This window comes from Bifidobacterium sp. LH_558, assembly GCF_056356295.1.
Map to the genome: position 1 here is coordinate 261,290 of NZ_JBKETZ010000002.1, position 21,913 is coordinate 283,202.

The following is a 21,913-nucleotide window of genomic DNA, read 5'->3' on the forward strand; positions in this document are numbered from 1 at the left end:
ATGCGCGGATTCGTGCGGCCGCGTGGTCGTGCGCGGCTGCACGGGTTCGTGTTGTTATGCGATGGTGATGGCGAATCCGACCGGCAGATCGGCCGCGACGCCGGGTCGTTCGGCGGGGGTGACGACCAGCCCCTCGTCGGTGCGTTCCCACGGCACCGCGCCCGCGCCCAGCTGTTCCACGCCGGTGACGATGCCGTGGAACGGCGCGCGCTGGCCGTCGTGGTAGGCGAAGAAGCTGGCGATGGTCAGCTCCTTGACGCCGTTCGGGTTCAGGCAGAAGGCGTAGATGTCGCCGTTGTTCGTGGTGAACCGCCAGTCGGCCGAGGTCCATTCGACCGGCTTCTGGTCGGCGAAGGAGCCCGACTCCGGCTGGGTCGGCCCCTCGCCGCTCACCCGCCACGGGCGCGCGCCGTAGATGCCGGCGCCGTTGGCGGAAAGCCATGCGCCGATGCCCTCAAGCAGCTCGCGGTCGTGCGGGGCGATCGAGCCGTCGGCGCGGGGGCCGACGTTGAGCAGCAGGTTGCCGTTCTTGCTCACCGTATCCACCAAAGTGACGACCAGTTCCGACAGACTCTTGTATTCGAGGCTGTTGGTATAGCACCACGAGTTGCGGGCGATGGCCGTGTCGGTCTGCCAGACGAACGGGGTCGGGGCCGCGAAGCCACCGCGCTCCACATCGGCCAGTCCCGCGCCGAAGGCCATGCCGTCGTCCTTGTAGCACACGATCACCGGCATGCCCCACTCCACGCCGCGGTTGTAGTAGTAGGCGGCGAAGCGCTTGATGTACGGCTTGAAGGATTCGTGCTGGATCCACCAGTCGAAGTAGACCATCTCCGGACGGTACTTGTCGACCAGCTCGCACACGCGCAGCAGCCAGTCGTCGAGGTACTCCTCGTCGGGTCGCGGCAGACTGAACAGGTCCTGGTTGTCGGGCTCGGGGTGGGCGGGCCAGTAGAAGTCGCCGCGGCTCATCGGCTCCTTCACATCCGAGTCGAATTCGCGGCCGTGGCCCATGAACCACCAGTGCTCGGCGCGGTGGTTCGAGGTGGCGAAGTGCATGCCGTGGCGCAGCGTGGCCTCGCGCAGCTCGCCGATGATGTCGCGCTTGGGCCCCATCTCGGCGGTGTTCCAGTGCGAAAGCTCGCTGGCGTACATCTGGAATCCGTCATGGTGCTCGGCCACGGGGAAGTAGTATTTCGCGCCGGCGGCATGGAAGGCGTCAAGCCATTCGTCCGCGTCGAAGGCCTCGGCGGTGAACATCGGGATGAAATCCTTGTATCCGAACTCTTTCTGCGGGCCATAGGTGGCCACATGGTGCTCGAACTCCGGGTACCCCTGGATGTACATGTTGCGCGAATACCATTCGTTGCGGTATTCGGGCACGGTGTACAGACCCCAGTGGGTGAAAATGCCGAATTTGGCGTCGGGGAACCAGCCCGGCACCTCGACGCGGGAAAGCGACTCCCAGGTCGGCTCGTACGGACCGGCGGCGATCACCGCGTCCACTTGCTTGAGATCAATCATCGAATGTGCTCCTGTTCCAATCGAAACCAACGGCCTGACACCACGAGCGTGCGATGATCATCGCGCCCCGCTCGAAGGGGTGCACGCGGTCCGGGCTGGCGAGGCAGCCGTGCAGCTGGGTGAGCCAATGGTCCACGGCGGCCTGGGTGTCCACGAACACGGCGTCGTGTCGCTCGGCCACGCGCTTGGCGGCGGCCGCGTACTCCTCGACTTTAGCGCGCATCTGGTCGTGCGGGTTGGGTTCGAACATGAACGGACGCATCACGATCAGGCCTTTGAGATTCGGCGCCTCTGCCTTGGTGCGCTCAAGCAGCTCGTCGTAGATGCGCTCGTACTCCTCCACGGTGTTGAGGCGGGCCTGCCACAGGGGGCCGTCGAAGTGGCGCCACGCGTCGTTGACGCCGATCATCACGGACACATAGTCGGGGTTGAGGTCGATGACGTCCTGCTGCCACCGCTCGGCCATCAGCACGATGTCGTCGCCGCTGATGCCGGAGTTGATGGTGCACAGCGCGCGGTCGGGATAGACCGCGGTCAGCAGATTGTGCAGCGTGTTGACGTAGCCGTTGCCGTAGCCCCAGCCGCCGGGGGTGGCGGTCCGGTCGCGGTTGGCGTCGGTGATGGAGTCGCCTACGAACACGATGCGTGAGGACTTGGGAAAAAGAAACATGGGATTCCTTGGGGAGGGGACGGCGGCGTCCCGGAACGTGATACGCATGCGGGGTACCGATTCCGGTTCGTTGAGTCGGTACCCCGCATGATGATTCGATATTCAGTTATAAAGGGGGCTCCGGCGGAGACGGAGGCGTTCCGCCGGAGACAGACCAACGGTCTTCACAACCGTCGACGGTCACTCGTCGCTGCCGTGCTCCGCTTCGTAGTCCTTGACGATCTGCTCGCGGGCGGCCTGCTGGTCCTTGGCGTTCGTCATGTCGACCTCAAGCACTTCGTCGATGCCCAGACCCTTGACGGTTTCACGCATCGTGGCCATGATCTGGTCGCATTCCTCCTCAGTTTCAGCGAAGGAAGCCTGCCAGGAGGCGTTGATGATCTCCGTCTTCACCGAACCGCGCAACGTGGTGATCTTGGAGTCCTCGGTCGGAGTCACGTAGGAGGCGCCGGGGGCAACGTCAATCATGTCGTTGGCCTCAAGGTACTCCATCGTGGTGCTGTAGCCTCCCATGAACTCGGACCAATCCTTGTTCAGGGCGTAATTGTTGGACTTCTCCAGCTCGCTCGGCCACATCGAGGCGTTGTACGGATAGCCGGTCTCAGGATCGACGTCGTTGACCACCACGGTCGGATAGTTCAGCGCGGAGATGCCGTCGGAGTAGGAACCGCCGCCCCATTCGTCCGGAACGTTGGCGCTGCCGCCGTTCAGCACGGTGGAGCCGAATTCGGTGAGCACGGGCTCGCCGTCCACGACCTCCCAGTTGAGACCCTCGGGGCCGGCCGCGCCGCCGGTCTGGGCGCCGGAGCAGTAGATGCCCTCAGGCGAATACAGCCAGTCGATGAACTCGACGAGACGCTGCTTGTACTTGCTCTGGGAACCGATGCCGATGAACTGACGCTCGCCATTCGGGTGGGCGCCGTAGGAGAAGATCTTCTGGTCCTTGAGCGGAGCGATCATGAAGCCCTTGCCGGCCTCCTTGTTCTCCACGGTGTTGTAGGCGGCCTGACCCAGCCACGGCCAGAAGGAGAAGAGGATCTTGCCTTCCTTGTACTTGGAGTTCATGGTGTCGTAGTTCTGGGTGGTCGACTCGGGATCGACGATGCCGGCACGGTAGGCGGCGTTGAAGAACTTGATCACTCGATCGTAGATGCCATCCTCGTCGGCGACGGACTCATAGCCCGAACCGTCCGCCTTGGCCAGCACGAAGCCCAGCTCGTCCCATCCGTAGAAGCAGGTGGGCTGCTTGGCGTTGTTCATCATGTTGCCATCCCAGTCCTTGAACAGGCTCATGGCATAGATATCGTTGCTGCCTTCGGTTTCGCGGGCCTTGTCCTGCATCTCCTTGAGCACGGGGATGAGGTCCTCGAGGGTGTTGATCTCGGGGTAGCCGATGGCCTTGTAGTAGTCCCAACGCAGGTAAGGGCCGAAGGTGGGCTCCAGGCCTTCCGAGGGATCGGTCGGAGGACGCGACGACACGGAGCCGGGGACGCCCCACACGCCGGAATCCTGGCCGATGGTCTCGTTCATGGAGTCGATGGCGCTCTGGTACTTCTTGATGTTGTCCATACCGTCGAGGTACGGAGTCATGTCGGCGAGAAGATTGGCCTTGACCAAGCGCTCGCCCTGGCCGCTGTCGTAGCCGTAGATGATCAGATCGCCGAGGTTGCCGGCGGCGGAGCGGGTATCGAACAGCGTGGTGCCTCCGCCCGCGACGTTCGGGGCGATGATGTTGAGCTTGATGTTGAACTTGTCCTTGATGAGCTTGGCAAACCAGCCTTTCTGCTCACCCTGGTAGTTCGCCAAGGCGTCGAACACCTCAACGGTGATCAGCTCGCCATTGTCTTCTGCATCGACGGCGGTGTCGTTGCCGCCGCATGCCGCCAGCGACATCGTCATCGCCGCGGCCAGGCCCACGGCAATCGCCGAGGTGACCTTCTTCTTGATGGACATGGGGTTTCCTTTCTTCTGTTTTCTTATAGTGATGTGAAGTCTTGTCGGCGACCGGGGCGCGGCACGCCCCGGCCCACCTTCGAGATCAGCCCTTGACGGCGCCGAGCATCATGCCCTTGACGAAGAAGCGCTGGAAGAACGGGTAGACGAACAGGATCGGCAGCACAACGATCACGGAGACGGTCATACGGATCGAGGTCGGAGTCTGCTGCGTGGCCAGGGCCGCCACGTTGATCGCGGTACCGGCGCTGGCCTTCACCGACGCGGCCAATGCGTTGGCCTGGTTGATGTAGGTGTAGAGCAGATACTGCAGCGAGTACAGCTTCGAATCGGTCATGTACACCAGCGTGTCCTGGAAGGAGTTCCACTGGCCGACGGCGGAGAAGATGCCCACGGTGGCCAGAATCGGCGTCATCATCGGCAAGACGATCTTCCAGAACACCGTCAGCGTGCCGGCGCCGTCCATCTCGGCGGCCTCCTGCAGCGAGGCGGGAATCGACTCGACGAAGGTCTTGACCAAGATGATGTTGAACGGCTGCACGATGGCGGGCAGGATGTACACCCAGAAGTTGTTGGTGAGTCCCAGGTTCTTCATCGTGATGAACATCGGGATCAGGCCGGCGTTGAAGTACATCGTGACCACGATCACGCGGTACCACAGCTGGCGGTGCCACATCTTCTTCTGAGTGAACATGAAGCCCAGGAAGGCACTGGCGGCCACGGTGAGCACGGTGCCGATCACCGTACGGGCCAGGGAGATGAAGGCGGCGGTGGACAGGCCATCAAGGGCGAACACCTGCTTGTAGTTCTCCCAGTGGATGCCCTGCGGCAGCCAGTTCACCTCGCCCGCGGCCGAGGCCGCGTTGTCGGAGATCGAGTTGATGATCAGGTAGTAGAACGGGTACACGCAGATAAACGCGAAGATGACGCAGAAGATGATGTTGAACACATTGAACGCTTCTTCGCCTTTGGTGCGACGCATCGCCGGAGCGATACCCTGCTTGATTGTACGGCTCATGATGTTTTCCTTACCCTCTCCGCTTGCTCAGACAATCGACTCGCCACGGGTGCGCTTGGACAGCCAATTCACCAGAATCAGCAGGCCCACGCTCACCAAGGACTTCAGCATCGAGATGGCCGTCGCCAGAGACAGGGAGTTCTGTCCCATACCGATGTTGTAGACGTAGAGGTCAAGCACCTGGATGTGCTGCATGTTGAACGCGTTCTGGAACACGTAGTACTGGTCCATACCGTTGTTCAGGAAGTTGGAGACCGACAGCATGAGCAGCACGAAGTAGGTGGGCAGCAGCTGCGGGACGGTGACGTGCAGAATCTGCTGGAAGCGGTTCGCGCCGTCGACCTGAGCGGCCTCATACAGTTCCTGGTCGATGCCGGAGATGCCGGCGAGGTAGAGGATCGAGCCCCAGCCGACGCCCTTCCACAGGTTCCACAGCAGCATCTTGAGCCAGGTGTGGTCGTCGGAGTCGAGGAACTTGATCGGCTCGGTGATCAAGTGCAGGTTCTCCAGCAGCTCGTTGATCATGCCGGTGGAGGAGAACATCGCGAACGCCACGGCGTACACCAGAACCCAGGAGATGAAGTTCGGCAGCGTGGTGAGCGTCTGCACCAGGTTCCTGAACCACTTGGCGCGCACCTCGTTAAGCATGATCGCGAAGATCAGCGGCAGGAACGAGGTGAGGATGTTCAGGCCGCTCATGGCGAAGGTGTTGATGAGCACCTGACCGATGGCCCTGAGCTGAGCCGGGTTCTGCACCATCATCTCGAATCACTGCAGACCGACGAACTCGCTTTCGGACAGCGGGATCGGCGGCTTGTAGTCATAGAATGCGTAGACCCAGCCGAACAACGGCAGATAGCTGAACAGCAGGGACAGAATCAGGAACGGAACGATCAGCAGCCACAGGTTGATGCTGTGGCGCTTGGAGCTGTTGTTCCTATTGAGTTGCTTCTCGGCCTTGCGCGCCATGCGACGCTTGCGGCGGGAATCAATCCCGCCGGCACCGTTCGACGCGACCACGTCGCCCGAAGCAGCAGCCACTCCGGCTCCCTCTGAAGACGGCACCTTCTCCTCCTTTGGTTCGGTGAATATTCCTAACGAAACGATCCAAGACATATCGGTGGCGCATCATTGCCGCCAGACTTGAACCTGCTTATTTATTAGGTTATAAATAAGCATAGTATACTGGTTTTCAGCGGCTGTCAAACCGGCTGCGACACGTGGTGACTGGTACGATTTCCAAGGAAGGAAAGCAGCAATGAAATTTAACCTTGAAGGCCCCTTTTGGCAGTTCGTCACATTGTGCGTGCGATATCTCGCGCTCAATCTGGTATTCATCGTCACGTTGATTCCGGTGGTGACCATCGGCCCCGCACGCGCCGCCCTCTACAGCACGGTGTTCGCCTACACCGACAATGAGGACATCCCTCTGTGCCGCGAATATCTGAAGCGATTCAAACGCGAGTTCGTGCGAGGCATTGGCGCCTCGCTGATCTTCGTCGTACTGGCGGCGCTGATCATCTTCGGCCTCGTGTTCTGGAACGCGCTCGACACCGATCTCGCGTACGTGACCCTGCCGTTCCTTATCCTCGCGGCAGCCATCGTCTTCCTCACCTTCGAATACTACTTCCCCCTGCAGGCGCGATACAGCAACACCTTCCGGGCCACGCTGCTCAACGCGGCGCGTCTGCCTTGGGCGGCATTCCGCCACACGCTGGCCATCATCGCCATCGACATCGCCGCGGCCGCGCTGTTCAGCTTCACCGGATTCTTCCGAGTGCTGTTCATTCTGTTCGGCTGCGCATGGCTTGCCTATGCGAAATCCCTGGTCTACCTGCGCATCTTCGACCATGTCAGCGGCGACCCCACCAAACCGCGCAACGACCAGCCCGACTACTCGCTCCCCACCGCCTCAATCCAGTAAACGGCGGACGCGCCACGCGGAAGTTTTGCTTATCCGCAAGTCGTGGTATCTTATTTCGAGTTGCGTGCAAAACCGCCAGACGGGGTACACGCACTGGAGGATTCGCCTAGTGGTCTATGGCGCACGCTTGGAAAGCGTGTTGGTGTAACAGCCTCACGAGTTCGAATCTCGTATCCTCCGCCACCAGGGTTTTGAAAGAAATTTCAAAACCCTTTTTCGTTTTCAGGGCAGCAAATCCGAGTCAACAACGAGTTTGGTGTGTCGGGTTTGCCGAATATGGCCGATTTTGCACACCAAACTCGAGAATCAATCGTTTTATGCGAGCGAGGCTCAGCGACCCGACACACCAAACTCTTCATGACCTCATTCAGACACGCATTCGGCGGCTGATTCTGCGCAACAGGCAGTTCGAAAGAGGCCCCCTCGTTCCTTGTCGATCCACGACATCGCACGGAGCCAGTTGTATCCTGGATCCATCCAGAATTCGTTGAGCGGGACGGGATGCGTGGGCATATGGCAGAAAACGAAATCGACGGCTGCAAGGTGATTCGAGTCGTCGGAGCCGCCATTATGAAAGACGGCATGGTGTTGTGCGCACAACGCGGCAAGGAGAAATCTTTGGCGGACTACTGGGAATTCCCGGGAGGCAAGATCGAACCGCATGAAACCGCTCGTGAGGCGTTGCACCGTGAAATCGAAGAGGAACTGCTTTGCGAAATCGAAATAGGCGAGGAACTGTGCACATCCACATATGTTTATGACTTCGGCACAGTGCAATTAACGACATTTCTATGTCACCTTATTGAGGGCACTCCACATCTAACCGAACATCAGAGGATATGTTGGCTCATACCGGCAAAGCTGCCCGATCTGGACTGGGCACCGGCGGATCGGGAAGCCGTACGCCTTATCGCCACAGCGACTCAGACACGTCAGTAATCAAGCAAGGACCTCACGTATGAACGGCCAATTCTCCGCCACCGCTCGCTTCGACACGAACTTGGACGCCGGCTCTTCATCAGTGCTGGAGGACGTGGTCTCGGGACTTATCCAATCCACAATGGACGCTCCTGGCGTATACTCGCCAAAACTCATCGCCAACCGACCGGGCAACACCATGTGCGACGCGATCAGCGAAGAGCTGGCCAACAGCGAATCCTTCGACATCTCCGTGGCGTTCGTGTCGGCCAGAGCGATTCGCACGCTTTTTGAGTCCTTTAAAAGCAGGGCGGAATCTCAAACTTCAGACAGCACGCCAAGCCGCCTCATCACTTCCACCAAAAACTATTTCAACTCGCCTTCGGCATTCTGGGATCTGCTGCGTTTGAAAAACACCTCGAATGTAGATGTTCGCGTGTGGGCGGAACCATCAGACAAACTCAGCGCCCACTCGAGGCAAGGGCAACCGTTCCATCCTAAAGGCTATGTATTCGCTCGCCGCATGGAAGACGGCAAGCCATACTACAACCTATATGTGGGCAGCTCGAACCTCACCCACAAGGCGCTCAACAGCCAACGCGAGTGGAATCTCAAGATCTCGTCGCTTAAAGAAGGCGAGTTGGTTGAGCAATTCCAAAACGAGCTGGATTCTCAGGTCGCGAATTCCGTGCCTCTGACCGAAGAGTGGATCAAACAATACGAGGAGGACTTCAAGAAATACGCACCGCCGAGACGCGAAATCCTCAAGTCTCTCGAAAACATTGAAATCACGCCCAACGCCATGCAGCAGGAAGCGTTGATGAACCTTGCGAAGCTGCGCAAGCAAGGCGAGCATCGAGCGATACTCATCTCCGCCACCGGCACCGGAAAAACATATCTGTCGGCATTCGACGTAAGGGCGGTCAAGCCCAAACGCATGCTCTACATCGTGCATCAGCAACAGATTCTCACCAGCGCGATGAAGTCCTATCAGAAAGTGCTGCACTGTGCCCCCGAGGAAATGGGACTGTTCACGGGAGGCAGCAAACAATCCGACCGTAAATACGTGTTCGCAACCATCCAGACGCTCTGCAAGCCAGAAGTGCTGCGCCAATTCGATTCCGACGAATTCGACTATATTCTGGTCGATGAGGCCCACCATGTTGGCGCCGACAGCTACCAGCGCGTCATCGACCACTTTAAGGACGCCGATTTCATACTCGGTATGACCGCCACCCCGGAGCGCACCGACGGCATCAACATCTTCAAGCTTTTCGGCCACAACATCGCGTATGAGATTCGTCTGCAGCGAGCGCTCGACGAAGACATGCTGTGCCCGTTCCATTACTACGGAGTCGCGGAATATCTTGGATCCGACGACCAACACGGCCGGAGAATCGACGTGTCCAACGGCCTGTCGGCCGACGACAGCAAGCAGCTCAATTACGAGATCAGCCAGCTCGCGACCAGCGAACGCGTCCGCTATATCATCGACAAACTTCAACAATACAGCCCTTATCACCAGCCGATCACAGGGTTGGTGTTCTGTAGCAGACAGGAGGAAGCGGTAGAGCTGTCCCGCCTGTTTAATCAGGAATACAACCAGCAGGCCGAGCGTACCTATCGCACCGCCGCGATCACCAGCGCCACGCACCCGAAGCAATCAGACCGAGAAACGATGGTCAAACTGCTGGAAGAAGGTGAATACGACTATCTGTTCACCGTTGACCTGTTCAACGAAGGCATCGACATCCCCGCCGTCAACCAAATCGTGATGTTGCGCAACACGCAGTCCAGCATTGTGTTCACACAACAGCTGGGGCGCGGACTAAGGAAGTTTCCGCACAAAGACAGCGTTATCGTCATTGATTTCATCGGCAACTACGCCAACAACTACCTCATCCCCGTCGCCTTGTACGGCAATACCGGCGACCGCGACACCGCACGCAAGAACCTGCAGCGCCGCACCATCGGATTGTCTTCAATCAGCTTTGATTCCATAGCCAAAGAACGTGTGCTTAAATCTCTGGACACGGCCGATTGGTCGGACATGAAGAAGCTCACCGAACAATACCGGCAGCTGCGCTTCCAACTAGGCCGCATCCCTATGCTCATCGACGTATACGAGCACGACCCGTCGTTGCCGTTCACACTCGCCTCGAAGAGTGGGAATTATCTCGATTTCGTGCGTTCCCGGGAACAGAGTCTGAGCCGCAGCAAGCGCAATGAAAACGATGAGCCCTCATACTTGGATCAACTGGAGCCCGTCGACGACACTGCAAACGGCATTCTGAAAATGGCGACCGAACTCTTGGTTCCCGGGCTACGCCCGCATGAGTTGGTCATATTGGATCGCCTGTGCCGCTTCCAGGAAGAGCGCATAAGCGATGCCGCGGGTTCCCGGAACGTCGGCTGGCAACCGGCAGCGCCACTTGCCTTAACGGAACTGGCCGACGTCATCGCCGAGCAATTCCCCGATGCGTATCTGAACCAAACCCAGATCGACTCGGCGCTTCGCACGCTTGACTTCTCTTACTTCATCGCCGCGAATCATAAACGATTCGGCGCAACACCATTGATTGAAACCACAACCGACGGCCAGCACGTGCAACTGAGCGAGACATTCGCCTACCTGCTGTCCAGCAACCGGACGTTCCGCATCTTCTTTGCCGACGCGCTGCGGTGCGGCCTGTCCAACTGTCGAGATCTGTTCGCCCACGCCAAAGCTCAGCAACGGGAACTCGACCACGGCTTCCTATACGAGCAGAAGTACACACTCGCCGACGTGGTCCGCCTGCTCGGCTGGAGCAAGGAGATGAACGGACAAAACGTCGGCGGATACTTCTGCCACCGCGATACCGGCACCATGCCTATCTTCGTCAAGTACGCCGCAAGCCAGTACGAGGATGAGTTCCTCGGACCGCAGGACATGCGCTATTACAGCAAGAATGGGCGTACGCCCGGCTCACCGGAGTTCCAGTGGATGAACGAAGGCCGCAATACGCCCGGCTGGCAAGGCACCCACTTCATCCCGTTGTTCGTTATGCGCAAAGAGGAGGCCAAAGAGGCTCGATACTATTACGTCGGACATGTCGCTTCATTCAGCGACCTTATCCCCACGCAGAAACCCGACGCGGATGGCTCCAAAACGGTCAATGTCACCGTCACCAATCTGCGTCTTGCCAAGCCGCTCGACACGGAACTCTATCGGCATCTGACAGGGCGGTCGACCTGCTAACCCCACTTTCAGCCCAATTCCTTAGGGAACGGAAGCCAAGCACCGTGGGATTTTGCGCGATTCCGCGACAACTTCATGCGGGTTAGCGCACAAGACGATATCGGCGTTTAGGGCTGTACTTGGAGCCGATGCCCTCGACCACGCCTTCAGCCATCATGCGAGAAATATAATCGCGGATTGTCTTCGTGGATAATCCCGCGGCATTCGCCAACTCAGATGTGCTGGCGCTTTGCCGTTCAGTCAAATACGTCAAGATGGCTTGCTCTATGTTGCCACGCGAATACGAAACACCCTCCTGCTCGGTCATCTTGCGATGTCGGAACAGAATACGAAACTCACTCAACGTGCTTACCGAAATAGGAGGGTCCATCAGAGCCTCGGCAAGAGATCCTTTGATGATCGCGTATCCGGTTCCGCGGTTCTCAACCACACGACCAACCTTGCCATCGATATCGGTATAGGGAACATCCTCAAGAATTCTCGAAAGAAACTGATTTCTAGACTGCGTCCCGCCTTTTTCACCAAGCTCTTCGACTGTCAAAGGGCCAAACAAGCCACCTGGATTAATGATTTCAAGCCGATCCGGATACAGTTCCACACGCACCGGAGATCCCTGCGCATCCAACGAATAGTCCCTGTGCATAAGCGCATTCGCGACCGCCTCACGAACGGCGGCGAGCGGATACTCCGGCACATCCTCGCGCAAGGCGCCTTGGACCACAGCCCCATGCCTAATATTGCGCGACACCGCTCGCAAAGCCGTCAGCAGCATGACGGGAATCGAACCATCGATGTTCTCTGAATCCACGAAACGACGCCCACCCGTAGCGGCATCCCCCTTGACCGAAGTCGGAAAAGCCGAAAAGACGACATTCAAGCGAGGGAAAAACTTTTGGGGAAACGAGCCAAGCGCCAACAATCCCGCGATTGTAGGACGCAGCGCGCCTTGAGAATCATAGGCCACAATCCGGCGATTCACCATCAGCTGCTCATCGCTCATCGAAGAGGTGCCGCCAAACGATCCACCGCGCTGAATCCTCAACCAACCATCCAGCAATTCCTTATCAAGATCATCAACAGTGGCGTCAAACACCATATCAACGTCATTACGAGCCACACGATGCTGGTTTTCCACAAAACGATCGATCTCGTACATCGTCAGGCGGTAGTCGCCATCCCCCGTCCTCAAGTACGAGCCTTGCACCCTGCCATGTTTTTTGACATAACAAGGCTTCTGCGCCGCCGACAATTCAGGAACATTGGCCACAACAACCGGCTTGCCGTCATAACGCAGCACAAGAATATCAGCGTGCACAGCTGGAACGATATGCTCACGAGCCGTCTGGGCCAGCCTCGACTGCAGCAGTTTCACATCGACATCAACCGCTCGGAACGTTTTTTCGGAAATGCCCAGCACTATGACGCCACCAGAAGTGTTGGCGAACGCCACCATTGATTCCACGACCGAGGAAGGAAAACCACCTCCAGCTTCTTTGATTTCGTAATCAGCCAAATCCGTGCCGACCTCACGCATCAAATCAATCGCGTTCGCCAAATCCCTGTCGTTGGAAATTTTTGAGAACATGAGAGCCTGCCTTAAATCAAGAAAGCCAACCTAGGAACTTAGCATAACACAACTTCCTAGGTTCCTAGGTAAAGTTCCTAGGTTCCTAAGTAGACTTCCTAGGTTCCTAGGTAAAGTTCCTAGGTTCCTAAGTAATCTTCCTAGGTTCCTAAGTAATCTTCCTAGGTTCCTAGGTAGAACTTCCTAAGTCCTCGAACCTGCCTTCCGACATACATTCGCCTCACCACACGCGAAGACGCGCCAATGATCGGGCGCCATCTGACCGCGGTGGGCCAACGGACCGGTTCGACACGCCGACATGGGGGTGTCGGCACACGTTTTGCGCGTATAGCCGCGCGTTTAAGGCAGAGTCCTTGATTCGAAACATTGTGGAGGGTAGCGTGTTCGTTGGGGAGGAAGGCTCACTTGCGAAGGGGCTGCTACCCTGAGCGGTCGTCGTTGTGGTTTGAACACGGCCGCACCTTCCCCTTTCTCAGCCCGCGATTCACACCGCCTCATAAGCCGACCTTCGGCCATACGCACATTCACGACATTCCTTCTCGACCTGCGCCCCGCACCATCCCATGAGACTGGACGCATACAGGAAACTCCCATAATCGGCCGGTACCGTAAGTTACGGTTGCGTAGGTTACCGTACGCGAAGAGACGGGAAGTGCCATGAGCCACAGCGAACCGGTCGTATCATCACGTCAGCACGGCGCCGCGCCTTCATCCACAACCGGCGAGAGCGTGCGGCATGCGGTCGAGTCCGTCATCCGCATCACCTTCGATCCGACTTCGCGGGCCGCGCGCAAAGCCCAACGCCGATACGAGCAGGAAACCGCCAAAGAAGCGGCCCAGCAGACCTGCCGCGCGGCCAAAGTCGCGGCCGCCACCTGCACCGACCCCACCGTCATCGCCCAAGCCCAGTCCGCCTATGATGCGTTGCTCGCCGAGCGCCAACGCCGTGCCCAACTCAAACGCGAGCTCACCATCGTGCGCCAGCGTTACATCGATTCGAAAACCGACTGCCGTCGCGCCAAACGCGCATCGCTCGATGCGGATGCCCGCGCCGGCATCGTCACGCTCGACGGCTACGGGCAGCGCAAACCCCGGATGCGCGGCTGGCTGCACGCCATGATGACCCCGCTGGCACTGGCCGCATCCATCGTGCTGATCTGCTTGGCACCCGCCGGCATGATGAAAGCCGCCTGCGCCGTCTACGGATTGTCGGCCGTGCTGCTGTTCGGCAATTCCGCGCTGCTGCACCTGAAATCGTGGAGTCCGCGCATCACACAGCTGCTGTGCGGCATCGACTTCTCCAATATCTTCCTCATCATCGCGGGCACCAACACCCCGATTGTGTGTGCGTTGCCGCCGAGCGTGCGCTGGCCGTATCTGGCGTTCATCTGGTCGGCGGCGCTGATCGGAACCGTACTGCATCTGCTGTGGATCCGCATGCCGGATTGGATCAATTCCGTGATCTATGTGACGATCGGCCTCGCGCCGCTCGCGATTATGCCGATTCTGTGGGCAAGCCCCACGGTGGGACCGGCCGCGACTGTGCTGATCGCCGTGGGCGGGGCCTGCTATATCGCGGGCGCGGTGTGCTTCGCGATCCGCAAGCCCAATCCGATTCTCGGATGGTTCGAGTTCCACGAGGTGTTCCACCTTGGCACCGTCGCCGGATACGTCTGTCATGTGGTGGCGGTGTATCTGGTGGTATGCGGCATGCGTTAGCCTTCCAGCACGCCGAGCACCTTCTTCTCGTTGTAGAACGCGAACACCACGCCGCCGATGCCGCACAGCACCGCGGCGCAGATCGCGGCGATGCGATAGCCGGTCCCGGACGCCATGCCGATGGTCGAAACGCCGGTGAACAGCAGCATGGCCACGCTCTGCCCCATCTTCATCGCGAACGTGCGGGCCGCATAGAACATGCCTTGGCGGTCCTGGCCGGTGGTTTTCGAACTGGCGTCGGCGATATTCGCGACGATCGCCTGCGGCAGGATGCCGAACGCGGCCATCGGGATCGCACCCACCACCGACAGAATCAGACCCTGAACCATCGGCGGAATCGCACCCAACAGGCCCGAGCCGAGCATGCCGGCGAAGGCGAACGCGCAGGTGAACAGCACGAACGCGCCCAGCAGCAGCCTCTTCTTGCCCACGCGGTTGGCGAACAGATTGACCGGCAGATAGAACAGCACGGACACGGCGGTCATCAGCACGAAATACACCGTCGACGTGGTTTCGGGCAGCTTCAGCAGGCTGGTCACGAAGAACGGCAGGCCGGTCTGGAAGGTGGTGATCGCCACCCAATAGACCACGTCGGAGCCGACGAATTTGCGGAATTCGCCGTCACGGAAGGTCTCTTTGAGCGAGACGAGCGTGGATTCGCTGGTCGGCTGGGATTTGACGTATTCCTTCTCGTCGATGGCGAGCACAGGCACAAGCATGCATACGAACGCGATCGCCGCCATGATGGTGAAGGTCACGCGGATGGCGGTGACGCGGTCGAGCCCCGGCGTCATCGCACCCCAGATCACGGGTGCCACGTAGGCGATGGCGGTGCCGAACACCCACGTGAACGAGATGGCGGTGGAGATGTTGAGCTGCTGTTTGGAATCATGCCCAAGTTCGGCGATCAGCGCGTTGTAGGGCGTGCAGTAGAAGGTGAGCGCGATGTAGTAGCCGATCACAGTGACGAACAGGAACGCGGCGTTCACCCAACTGGTGCCGTTCACGGGGCTCCAGAACACGAGCACGGTGACCACGGCCAGCGGCAGAGCGGCGAATTTCAGGAAGGGGATGCGGCGGCCCGCCTTGGACTTGCACCGGTCGGACAGGCTCGCCACCGCCGGGTCCACGAACGCGTCGAAGAAACGCGCGAACGCGGTGATACCGCCCACCACGGTCACCACGCCCAGCACCACCAGTCCTTGCGGCACGAACACGGTCTGCCCTTGGTCGATGGTCTCCTGGTCGGGCTGGTAGAAGTAGACCAGCCAGTTCGAGATGATGCCGGACAGCAGGGCCCAGCCGAACTGTCCGACGGCGAACGCCCACACCTTGGCGGCGGGCAAATCTTTGACCGCACGCGCGGCGCGGGTCGATGGCATCGTTGCATCGCTCATAGTGAACCTCCCCCATTGCGAAGTTGACACTATGTTAACGCAATCCTCTCCCTACAATGGACACCATGAGTCGACTCGCCGAACGCATGCCCCACACGATGGCGCTTCCACGCGCGTTGGGCACAGGGATCATCATTCGCACGTCGGCACCGCTCAGCGGGGAGACGCAGGCGCGAATCCGCATATTTGCCGATGAGTATGAGCGTTGTTTGTCGCGCTTCCGCCCTGACTCGCCGGTTTCGGCGATGCGCGAGGACAGGCACGGCGGCACCTTCTTTTTTCCCAACTGGGCGACTCCGTTGTTTGATCTGTACGATCGGCTGGGGGAGGCCACCGATGGGGCGATCGACCCCTGCGTGGGCGAGGATCTGACTCGGCTCGGCTACGGTGCCGACTTGAGTTTCGTTATGGAGGCGGATGCCGACGGACGTTTGGGTAGCGTTCATGGCCGTCCGACTTGGCGCGATGATGTGGAGCGACATGGCGGCACATTGGTCACCAAACGGCCTGTTTCGTTGGATTTCGGCGCGTGTGGCAAAGGGTATCTCGTCGATCTGCTGGCGACTTTTCTTGGCTCAGGCGAAGATGCCGGACGCGCAGAATGGTCGGATGACGAAATCGGACGCGAGAGCCGGAGAGAGAACGGAGAGATGGGCGCCAGCCGGGCGGACGGTAACGAAACGGAATCCGCTTGCTGGCTCATCGACGCCGGGGGCGATCTGCGCGTCCATTCCCCCGGCGAGCCGATCACCATCGGTCTGGAGGATCCGGCAGATCCAACCAAAGCCGTGGGCGTGGCCGAGATCGATGACGGCGCGTTCTGCGCGAGCGCGCCGAGCCGCCGCCATTGGGGCGAAGCCGCGGGGCAACGGCTGCATCATCTGATCAACGCCGTCGACGGACGACCGGCGAGCGATGTCGCCGCGACTTGGGTTGCGGTGCCGTCGCGGACCTCCGCAGAACCACCCACCGCATTGGCCGACGGGCTGGCCACCGCGTTGTTCGTCGTCAGCCCCGAACGATTGCGCGCGCGGTTCGTCTTCGACTGCGCCGTCATGCGCCCAGACCGCACCGCATCCATCAGCCGCGGCTTTCCCGGCAACCTGTTCGCCTGCTAGACGATTCCCCGCGGCGCGCCCATAAATACCGGTCGGCATGCATGATTCAGTCGCCCAACCGCATGTTTCAGTCATCTTGGCGCTTTTCGTCAAGTTCAGGCGGATACGATGGCGGATAACAGACGGGAGCCGTTTGTAGGACAGTGGCGTTCCATAGTGAGGAAAGGCAGATGATCATGGGGGGGACATGTCTGCTCCATCGCGGGATGCGACCGCGAAGCCGAAGCGCAGGGGATGTGCTGCGCGCATTTCACCGCCGCGCTAACCCACGGCGTATTTCATACACCGGGTTCGCGCGCGTCCTCTCCCCCATCGTCCTGAAAAATCCACTCCGCTCAGGACGACGGGGATTGGACCATCAGACTCGTCAGTCGGTGAGGGCGAACTGCGAGTTGTAGAGGCTCGCGTAGAAGCCGTCGGCGGCGAGCAGTTCCTCGTGTGTGCCTCGCTCGACGATATCGCCGTCGCGCATCACGAGAATCATGTCGGCGTCGCGGATGGTGGACAGTCGGTGCGCGATCACGAAGCTCGTGCGGCCCACCGTCAGCTGGTCCATCGCCTTTTGGATGAGTTCCTCGGTGCGCGTATCCACCGACGAGGTCGCCTCGTCGAGGATGAGAATCGGCGCGTCCTGCACCATGGCTCGGGCGATGGTGAGCAGCTGCTTCTGCCCCGCGGACAGCGCGGTTTTGTCGTCGAGCACGGTGTCGTAGCCCTGCGGCAGCGAGCAGATAAAACGGTGCAGACCCACGGCTCGGCACGCATCCTCGACCTGCTGGTCGGTGACGTCCGGCTTGGCGTAGACGATGTTCTCGCGCACGGTGCCGTGGAACACCCACGTGTCTTGCAGCACCATCGAGAACTGGTCGTGCACGTTCCAGCGCGGCACGGACTTGGTGTCCACGCCGTCGATGGAGATTGATCCTCCCGAGATCTCGTAGAAGCGCATCAGCAGGTTCACCATGGTGGTTTTGCCCGCGCCGGTGGGGCCGACGATGGCGACTTTCTGCCCGGCCTTCACCTCGGCGGAGAAATCGTGGATGACGGTGCGCTCGGGCGTATAGCCGAAGCTCACGTGGCTGAATTCCACGTCGCCGCGCACGCGCGTCGGCTTGCCGTTTTCGTCGCGGCCGTAGCCGAGCATCGGCTTGAAGTCGGATTCGTCGGCCATTTCGGGCTCGTCGAGGAATCCGAACACGCGCTCGGAGGCGGCGGCCGTGCGCTGCAGGTTCTGGAAGGCCTGCGCGAACTGGCTCAACGGCTGGGTGAACAGGCGGATGTACATCATGAACGCCACGATTACACCGAAGGTGATGGTGCCGTTCATGGCGAGCGCCGCGCCCACCACGCACACCACCACATAACCGAAGTTAGAGACGAAGTTCATCAGCGGCATCATCAGGCCGGAGAGGAACTGCGACTTCCAGCCGGAATCGTACAGGTCGGCGTTGTACCGCTCGAACTGCTCGATCGACTTGGCTTCGCCGGAGTAGGCCTTGACGACCACATGGCCGGTGTACATCTCCTCGACGTGGCCGTTGACGTCTCCCAACGCGATCTGCTGGCGGGTGAAGTACTTCTGCGAGGCCATCATAATCACCATCATGATGATGACGCCGGCCACCGCGGCGCCGATGGCGCACAGGGTGAGCTGCCAGCTGTTGTAGAACATCATGACGAGCGAGCCGACGAACAACGTGATCGAGGTGATCAGGCTGCCCAGGCTCTGCCCCAGCGTCTGGCCGATGGCGTCCACATCGTTGGTGATGCGGGAGAGCACGTCGCCGTAGCTGACTTTGTCGAAGTATTTAAGCGGCAGTTTGTTGATTTTCGCGCTGATGGCCGTGCGCAGGTTCTGCGCCACCCGCTGGGTGACGGTGGCCATCAGCAGGCTCTGCAGGTAGCCCAGCAGCGCGTAGCCGACGTACAGCGCCACAAGGATCAGCGCGATATGCGTGACGGCCTCGAGGTCGATCGCACCGAGCACGGGCTTGCCGTCGACCAGCGCGGGCAGGCCTTTGGCGATTTCGTTGGTGACGTCCTTGAGTTTGTCGGGGCCGACGATCTGGCAGATGGTGCCGGCCATGCCAAGAATCAGCGCGATGATGACGGCCGGAATAAAGTTTTTGGCGAAGTCGATGAGCTTGCCCATCGAACCACCGAAGTCGGCGGGTTTCTCGACGACGCCGCCCATGCCGGGGCCGTGTCCGCGTCCGCCCATCGGACGCCTGCGTGTGGTTGTTTCAGTCATATTCGTCACGTCCTTACGAGGCAAGTTCTTCCGGGGTGAGCTGGGATTCCGCGATCTGCCGGTACACGTCGCATTCGTCGAGCAGCTGCTTGTGGGTGCCGTGGCCGACCATGCGCCCCTGTTCGAGCACGACGATCTGGTCGGCGTCCATGATGGTGCCGATGCGCTGGGCGACGATCATTTTCGTCGAGCCCTGCGCGTGGGTTTTGAGCGCGTCGCGCACGGCGCGGTCGGTGCGGAAGTCCAGCGCGGAGAAGGAATCGTCGAAGATGAGGATTTCCGGATTGCGCCACACCGCGCGGGCGATGGAGAGGCGCTGTTTCTGCCCGCCGGACACGTTGGATCCGCTTTGGGCGATGGATGCCTGGTAGGCGCCGTCCATGTTCTCGACGAATTCCGCGGCTTGGGCCACGTCGCAGGCCTCGCGCACGGAGTCGGTGAGTGCTTCGCCTGTCAGCACGCCTTCATTACTCGACAGCACGCCTTCCCTCGCCCCGCCGAGCGCCCCCTCTTTCGTCATGCCGAGCGCAGTCGAGGCATCCCCCTCGCGAGATCCTTCGACTCCGGCCTGCGGCCTACGCTCAGGATGACGGAGCGAGGAACGTCCGTCGCCGTAGCTGACGTTGGATTCGACCGTGCCCTTGAACAGCACGGAGGTCTGCGGCACGTAGCCGATTTTGTCGCGCAGGGCCTTGAGTTCGTAGTCGCGCACGTTCACGCCGTCGACGAGCACCTCGCCCTCCGTGGCGTCGTAGAAGCGCGGCACGAGGTTGATCAGCGTGGATTTGCCGGAGCCGGTGGATCCGATGAAAGCGATGGTCTGGCCGGGTTTGACGGTGAAGCTCACATGTTCGAGCATCGGGGACTGCGAATCGGGGTAGGTGAAGGTCACGTCGCGGAATTCGACTTCGCCGGACACTCCCGGTTCACCCGACGTGCGGGGGCCGTCCGCGATGGTGGGCTTGGTGTCGAGCACTTCGAGCACACGCTTGGCGGACACGTCGGCGCGGGGCCACAGCACGAACACCATGCTCAGCATCAGGAAGCTCATGATGACCTGCACGGAGTAGCTGGAGAACACTACCATATTGGAGAACAGGGTGAGTTTGTCGGTCGCTTCGGCCGCTTCGATCAGATACGCGCCGATCCAGTAGACGGCCAGCATCAGGCCGTTCATCACGGTGTTCATCAGCGGCATCATGATGGCCATGGCGCGGTTGGTGAACAGCTGGGTGTCGGTGAGGTCTTTGTTGGCCTTGGCGAACTTCGTCTCCTGGTAGTCCTCGGCGTTGTAGGCGCGCACCACGCGCAGGCCGGTGAGGTTCTCGCGGGCCACGAGGTTGATGTTGTCGGTGAGCTCCTGCATGGCGCGGAACTTCGGCATGACCAGCGCCATCAGCGCGGCGACGCCCACCAGCAGAACAGCCACGGCGATGCCGGTGGCCAGCGTCCATTCGAAGCCCTTGCCGGCGATTTTGCACACAGCCCACACCGCCATAATCGGCGCTTTGACGATCATGGTCAGGCCCATGGTGATGAACATCTGAATCTGCGTGACGTCGTTGGTGGAGCGCGTGATCAGGCTGGCGGTGGAGAAGCGGTTGAGTTCGGCCGTCGAGAACGATTCGACCTTGGCGAACTCCAGACTGCGCAGACGCTGGCTGAAGGATGCGGACACGCGCGCGGCGAAGAAGCCGGTGATGATGGCGCAGGCCACGGAGCCGAGGGAGATCGCGAGCATCTTGCCGCCCGCGATCCAGATGTCGCCCATCTCGCTGCCCGGGGTTTCGACCAGTGTGGTGATCTGGGACATGTAGTCGGGCAGTTCCAGGTCAAGCCAGATCTGCGCGACGATGAAGACGAGGGCGACGAGCATCTCGCCGACCTCCGTCTTCGACAGATATTTGCAGATACGAAGCATGATTTCCTCTCAATATTTATTTCTTACAGTGTTCATTATTGGACGACACATAGCCTATGACAGGCTTAGACACGCACTCCACGCTCCCAGCGAAACGATCTTCACCGAGATGCTGAATTCACTCCGCCGAAGCGGACGAAGCCTCTGCGAACGCCTTGTCGATCTGCTCTTGGGTCGGGCGCGGCTCGCCCGGGGCGCACAGCGAGGCGTAAGTCATGAACTCCACGACCAGATCGACGAACTCCCGCGTGCGGCGCTGCCCCATCTGCTGGAACACCCAGCACATCATCGAGCGCATCTCCTCGGCGCGCTCCTCGCTTTTCGCGCGCCCCGCATCCGTGAGATTGACCAGAATATTACGCCGATCATCAGGATCGATTTCGCGCGTGATATAACCCTTTTTCTCCATCGAGGCCAGCAGCGCGGACACGCGCCCGGAACTGCTTTTCATCGCCGCGGCCAGCTGCGATGGCGTCATCGTGCCATGGGTGGACAGCTCGCGCAGCGCGAACGGCTCGCCTTTCACGGAACGGCTGACCCGCTCCGCCATCACCGAACGCCGCTCGCGAACCCCTGACATCAGCTCGTCCAAGGCCTCAAGCTCCCACGACGACATATCCACTCCTTTCGCAAACACCCATCATAATATCTTACGGTGTTTACTATTCGCCGTGTGC

Annotated in this window: 16 protein-coding genes and 1 tRNA gene; 6 read left to right on the plus strand and 11 right to left on the minus strand. The window is 60.0% G+C overall.

Going from position 1 to position 21,913, the window contains the following annotated elements; all coding sequences use genetic code 11:
* Positions 1-54 precede the first annotated feature (54 nt).
* The 6 genes from AC1AV0_RS03890 to AC1AV0_RS03915 all read right to left on the minus strand — a co-directional run bounded on the left by AC1AV0_RS03890 (position 55) and on the right by AC1AV0_RS03915 (position 6,230).
* Entirely contained in the window at positions 55-1,524 is a 1,470-nt protein-coding gene (locus AC1AV0_RS03890; protein WP_476571289.1) for an alpha-L-fucosidase, read from the minus strand.
* A complete protein-coding gene (locus AC1AV0_RS03895; RefSeq protein WP_476571291.1) occupies positions 1,517-2,194 on the minus strand; it encodes an SGNH/GDSL hydrolase family protein in 678 nt (225 codons plus the stop codon). Before AC1AV0_RS03895 ends, AC1AV0_RS03890 begins: the two co-directional genes overlap by 8 nt.
* A gap of 180 nt (positions 2,195-2,374) precedes the next feature.
* Positions 2,375-4,147 (minus strand): ABC transporter substrate-binding protein, encoded by a 1,773-nt coding sequence (locus AC1AV0_RS03900; protein ID WP_476571293.1) that lies wholly within the window; start codon positions 4,145-4,147, stop codon positions 2,375-2,377.
* Positions 4,148-4,232: 85 nt separating this feature from the next.
* Positions 4,233-5,165, minus strand: coding sequence for a carbohydrate ABC transporter permease (locus tag AC1AV0_RS03905; RefSeq protein ID WP_476571295.1), 933 nt, complete (start codon positions 5,163-5,165; stop codon positions 4,233-4,235).
* A gap of 27 nt (positions 5,166-5,192) precedes the next feature.
* Entirely contained in the window at positions 5,193-5,927 is a 735-nt protein-coding gene (locus AC1AV0_RS03910; RefSeq protein WP_476571297.1) for an ABC transporter permease subunit, read from the minus strand.
* Between the two features lie 6 nt (positions 5,928-5,933).
* Entirely contained in the window at positions 5,934-6,230 is a 297-nt protein-coding gene (locus AC1AV0_RS03915) for a hypothetical protein (protein ID WP_476571299.1), read from the minus strand.
* A 193-nt stretch (positions 6,231-6,423) separates the two neighbouring features.
* Here AC1AV0_RS03915 and AC1AV0_RS03920 point away from each other — a divergent pair, with 193 nt between their 5' ends.
* The 4 genes from AC1AV0_RS03920 (at position 6,424) to AC1AV0_RS03935 (ending at position 11,245) form a co-directional block, all read left to right on the plus strand.
* Positions 6,424-7,089, plus strand: coding sequence for a YesL family protein (locus tag AC1AV0_RS03920; RefSeq protein WP_476571301.1), 666 nt, complete (start codon positions 6,424-6,426; stop codon positions 7,087-7,089).
* A gap of 95 nt (positions 7,090-7,184) precedes the next feature.
* A tRNA-Ser gene (locus AC1AV0_RS03925) sits at positions 7,185-7,272 on the plus strand.
* A gap of 330 nt (positions 7,273-7,602) precedes the next feature.
* Positions 7,603-8,028, plus strand: a complete 426-nt coding sequence (locus AC1AV0_RS03930) for a (deoxy)nucleoside triphosphate pyrophosphohydrolase (RefSeq protein WP_476571303.1) — start codon at positions 7,603-7,605, stop codon at positions 8,026-8,028.
* A gap of 19 nt (positions 8,029-8,047) precedes the next feature.
* Positions 8,048-11,245: a DUF3427 domain-containing protein gene (locus AC1AV0_RS03935; RefSeq protein ID WP_476571305.1), complete on the plus strand. Its 3,198-nt coding sequence runs from the start codon at positions 8,048-8,050 to the stop codon at positions 11,243-11,245.
* A gap of 82 nt (positions 11,246-11,327) precedes the next feature.
* On the opposite strand, the gene AC1AV0_RS03940 is transcribed toward AC1AV0_RS03935, so the two are convergent.
* On the minus strand, positions 11,328-12,830 hold the full coding sequence (locus tag AC1AV0_RS03940) for an ATP-binding protein (RefSeq protein ID WP_476571307.1): 1,503 nt from the start codon (positions 12,828-12,830) through the stop codon (positions 11,328-11,330).
* Positions 12,831-13,754: 924 nt separating this feature from the next.
* Between AC1AV0_RS03940 and trhA the strand changes: the two genes are divergently transcribed.
* Positions 13,755-14,549 (plus strand): PAQR family membrane homeostasis protein TrhA, encoded by a 795-nt coding sequence (gene trhA, locus AC1AV0_RS03945; RefSeq protein WP_476571631.1) that lies wholly within the window; start codon positions 13,755-13,757, stop codon positions 14,547-14,549.
* Here the strand turns inward: trhA and AC1AV0_RS03950 are convergent.
* A complete protein-coding gene (locus AC1AV0_RS03950; RefSeq protein WP_476571633.1) occupies positions 14,546-15,931 on the minus strand; it encodes an MFS transporter in 1,386 nt (461 codons plus the stop codon). The genes trhA and AC1AV0_RS03950 overlap by 4 nt on opposite strands.
* Positions 15,932-16,011: 80 nt before the next feature.
* Here AC1AV0_RS03950 and AC1AV0_RS03955 point away from each other — a divergent pair, with 80 nt between their 5' ends.
* Complete coding sequence (locus AC1AV0_RS03955; RefSeq protein ID WP_476571309.1) at positions 16,012-17,064, plus strand: FAD:protein FMN transferase; 1,053 nt, start codon at positions 16,012-16,014, stop codon at positions 17,062-17,064.
* Between the two features lie 367 nt (positions 17,065-17,431).
* On the opposite strand, the gene AC1AV0_RS03960 is transcribed toward AC1AV0_RS03955, so the two are convergent.
* The 3 genes from AC1AV0_RS03960 to AC1AV0_RS03970 all read right to left on the minus strand — a co-directional run bounded on the left by AC1AV0_RS03960 (position 17,432) and on the right by AC1AV0_RS03970 (position 21,852).
* Positions 17,432-19,258, minus strand: coding sequence for an ABC transporter ATP-binding protein (locus AC1AV0_RS03960; protein ID WP_476571635.1), 1,827 nt, complete (start codon positions 19,256-19,258; stop codon positions 17,432-17,434).
* 70 nt (positions 19,259-19,328) lie between these two features.
* Positions 19,329-21,236: an ABC transporter ATP-binding protein gene (locus AC1AV0_RS03965; RefSeq protein ID WP_476571311.1), complete on the minus strand. Its 1,908-nt coding sequence runs from the start codon at positions 21,234-21,236 to the stop codon at positions 19,329-19,331.
* 118 nt (positions 21,237-21,354) lie between these two features.
* Positions 21,355-21,852 (minus strand): MarR family winged helix-turn-helix transcriptional regulator, encoded by a 498-nt coding sequence (locus AC1AV0_RS03970; protein ID WP_476571313.1) that lies wholly within the window; start codon positions 21,850-21,852, stop codon positions 21,355-21,357.
* Positions 21,853-21,913 lie beyond the last annotated feature (61 nt).

Coding starts and splice junctions, on each gene's coding strand:
- AC1AV0_RS03920 (WP_476571301.1), top strand. CDS start 6,424: ATGAAATTTAACCTTGAAGGCCCCTTTTGGCAGTTCGTCACATTGTGC.
- AC1AV0_RS03910 (WP_476571297.1), bottom strand. CDS start 5,927: ATGATGGTGCAGAACCCGGCTCAGCTCAGGGCCATCGGTCAGGTGCTC.
- AC1AV0_RS03955 (WP_476571309.1), top strand. CDS start 16,012: ATGAGTCGACTCGCCGAACGCATGCCCCACACGATGGCGCTTCCACGC.
- AC1AV0_RS03950 (WP_476571633.1), bottom strand. CDS start 15,931: ATGCCATCGACCCGCGCCGCGCGTGCGGTCAAAGATTTGCCCGCCGCC.
- AC1AV0_RS03960 (WP_476571635.1), bottom strand. CDS start 19,258: ATGGGCGGCGTCGTCGAGAAACCCGCCGACTTCGGTGGTTCGATGGGC.
- AC1AV0_RS03930 (WP_476571303.1), top strand. CDS start 7,603: ATGGCAGAAAACGAAATCGACGGCTGCAAGGTGATTCGAGTCGTCGGA.
- AC1AV0_RS03895 (WP_476571291.1), bottom strand. CDS start 2,194: ATGTTTCTTTTTCCCAAGTCCTCACGCATCGTGTTCGTAGGCGACTCC.
- AC1AV0_RS03890 (WP_476571289.1), bottom strand. CDS start 1,524: ATGATTGATCTCAAGCAAGTGGACGCGGTGATCGCCGCCGGTCCGTAC.
- AC1AV0_RS03970 (WP_476571313.1), bottom strand. CDS start 21,852: ATGTCGTCGTGGGAGCTTGAGGCCTTGGACGAGCTGATGTCAGGGGTT.
- AC1AV0_RS03900 (WP_476571293.1), bottom strand. CDS start 4,147: ATGTCCATCAAGAAGAAGGTCACCTCGGCGATTGCCGTGGGCCTGGCC.
- AC1AV0_RS03965 (WP_476571311.1), bottom strand. CDS start 21,236: ATGCTTCGTATCTGCAAATATCTGTCGAAGACGGAGGTCGGCGAGATG.
- AC1AV0_RS03940 (WP_476571307.1), bottom strand. CDS start 12,830: ATGTTCTCAAAAATTTCCAACGACAGGGATTTGGCGAACGCGATTGAT.
- AC1AV0_RS03905 (WP_476571295.1), bottom strand. CDS start 5,165: ATGAGCCGTACAATCAAGCAGGGTATCGCTCCGGCGATGCGTCGCACC.
- AC1AV0_RS03935 (WP_476571305.1), top strand. CDS start 8,048: ATGAACGGCCAATTCTCCGCCACCGCTCGCTTCGACACGAACTTGGAC.